2 protein-coding genes and 1 rRNA gene are annotated in these 2,102 nt (G+C 35.8%); 2 read left to right on the top strand and 1 reads right to left on the bottom strand.

Going from position 1 to position 2,102, the window contains the following annotated elements:
- Positions 1-153, bottom strand: a 153-nt coding sequence (locus CLV36_RS17785; RefSeq protein WP_483868525.1) for a transposase, incomplete at its 3' end; no start/stop codon positions are given.
- A 536-nt stretch (positions 154-689) separates the two neighbouring features.
- Between CLV36_RS17785 and CLV36_RS16815 the strand changes: the two genes are divergently transcribed.
- Together CLV36_RS16815 and CLV36_RS16810 are read left to right on the top strand one after the other, a co-directional pair.
- Positions 690-1,178: a DUF998 domain-containing protein gene (locus tag CLV36_RS16815; RefSeq protein WP_181353122.1), complete on the top strand. Its 489-nt coding sequence runs from the start codon at positions 690-692 to the stop codon at positions 1,176-1,178.
- An 839-nt stretch (positions 1,179-2,017) separates the two neighbouring features.
- A 16S ribosomal RNA gene (locus CLV36_RS16810) occupies positions 2,018-2,102 on the top strand; the annotation flags it as partial.

The raw sequence follows: 2,102 nt of genomic DNA, 5'->3' as shown, positions 1-2,102 counted from the left end.
ATTATCTTGGCAGTATAATTCTTTACATTTCTCAGCAATGAAGGAGAAGTCGATCGTTTCATTAATTTTCCGTAACAAGTGATCTCGTGGAACTAATTCTTCTATGTTAACCAGTTCTGGTTGATGTTCTTTACTCGGGTTTGTTCTAAACATAGAAAAAACTCCTTATAGAGAGTGTTTTTTATTGATTCGACAAAAAAGGCTGCTGACCCTGCCTTTCAAGGCAGTTTGTCAGCAGCCTCTGATCAACCCCAATGGGGTTGATCTTTTTTATTTTGCAAAGCTTTTTCGAAACAGTAGGTAAAATGGGGCTTATATAGAGAAAAATCTAACGACCAAACCAGCTTTTAAAAAGGCTGGTTTACTTAATCCCTGTAAAATGTTGTTGTTATCTGTTAGATCCTTTGATACAAAATAGGCCCTTTAGACAATATGTAAGCGGATCGATTTTTAGTGTTATTTTCTTGTGTTAAAATAGATAAAGTTAAGTGATATAACAGACAATTGCTGTTATGACACTTATAAAAAAGTGTAATTACAACAACGGATGGAGATCAAAATGAACATAATAACTCTTTTATCTTACTTAAGTGCATTGGCCGTTGTAGGTTATTTTTTAATAATTCTATATCTTCATGTTAAATTTAGAAATTACAATCCGATTTATCATGCTGTAAGTGATTATGGTATTGGTGAATCTAGGAAGTTACACGTTTTATCAGGAGTATGTAACATCATATCGTCGCTGTTACTTGTTTTTTTTGTTATGTTGGGATAAAGATTTTCATTTTAAGACAGTTACTATTATCATGTTAGGAATAAGAGCGCTGACGATTTTAGGTGTGCTTGTTTTTCCAACTGACCTCGAAGGAGAAAGAAGGACAACAACAGGAAGGTTGCATTATTTGTCTGCAATCATTCAGTTTACAATGACTGCGACAATTATTTTTAATTTAACTCCGGTATTTATTCAAATGGGTATAAGTTCAGCATATGCAACTACTTTGGTAATTCTCACTTGGATCACTAAAATATCTTTGATAGGCGTTATTTTAGGTATGTTTGTCTCACCGATGAAAAAGATTTTTGGCTTAGTAGAGAGAGGCTTTTTGTTTTCGAGTGCGCTTTATTTTTTGTTTTTCAGCACAATGTTGCCGACTCTCATTTCATTACATTAACCAATCCCCCACTCTTGTTTAAAGAGTGGGGGATTGTTCTAATCCCAGATAAATGTTTGCTGTTGTTTGTTTGTAACTGAAAGAGTATTAATATCTCTTTAATTGGATCGCATTGCCTCTCCATATTGATATTGCAGCTGCTGCAAGGGAGTTGCTGATGAGAATGACAAAGGCAATAATCGCTTTTGGACAACCAAAACGTTCTATCATCAGTTTTGGGAGCACAGAAAATCAGAACTTGCAATGAACAGCTTCTCTTTAAATTGAAAAATATTTATCCCGATCAGTCGGGCTATCAGTACTAAAACTACAATGACAAAAAAATAGCATGGTAGCATAAACGGATATAATCAACTTTGTCAAAGGGAGCAATGATGTAATCCAAAACACCAATGAGCGCAAATACACCACCAAATGGAGTAAATTCAAAAGGAGATTGTCTTTTTCTGTTGAGCATAGGTAATTTTCAGGACAACATGGATTAAGACGATACATCATAAAAAAGTATTGATTTTATTGTGCGACCATGCTATGTTATTACATGTTGCTTTTATCACATTATTTGATGACTTGTTACACACATGATAAAAACAACAAAAAAGGTAGTTGACATTTGTCACGGGAAATGATAAGATATTGCTTGTCGCCGCGAAATGAGCGGTGTTGAATGAAAATGAAGCGTTCCTTGAAAACTAAAGAGTGACAACGTGACCTGTCAATTCGATGAAACACTTAACACTTTAGTGTTTAGTGTTTCACAACTCCGCGAGCTTTGCTCGGCGGAGTATCAACTTCGAGCATAGACTCAAACCTCAGTTTCACACTTCGATGTGAAACCTTTAACGGAGAGTTTGATCCTGGCTCAGGATGAACGCTGGCGGCATGCCTAATACATGCAAGTCGTGCGGGGGTCTCCGGACCCTA

The organism is Laceyella sediminis (genome assembly GCF_003003125.1).
GTDB lineage: Bacteria > Bacillota > Bacilli > Thermoactinomycetales > Thermoactinomycetaceae > Laceyella > Laceyella tengchongensis.
This window is presented reverse-complemented; position numbering and strand designations above follow the sequence as displayed.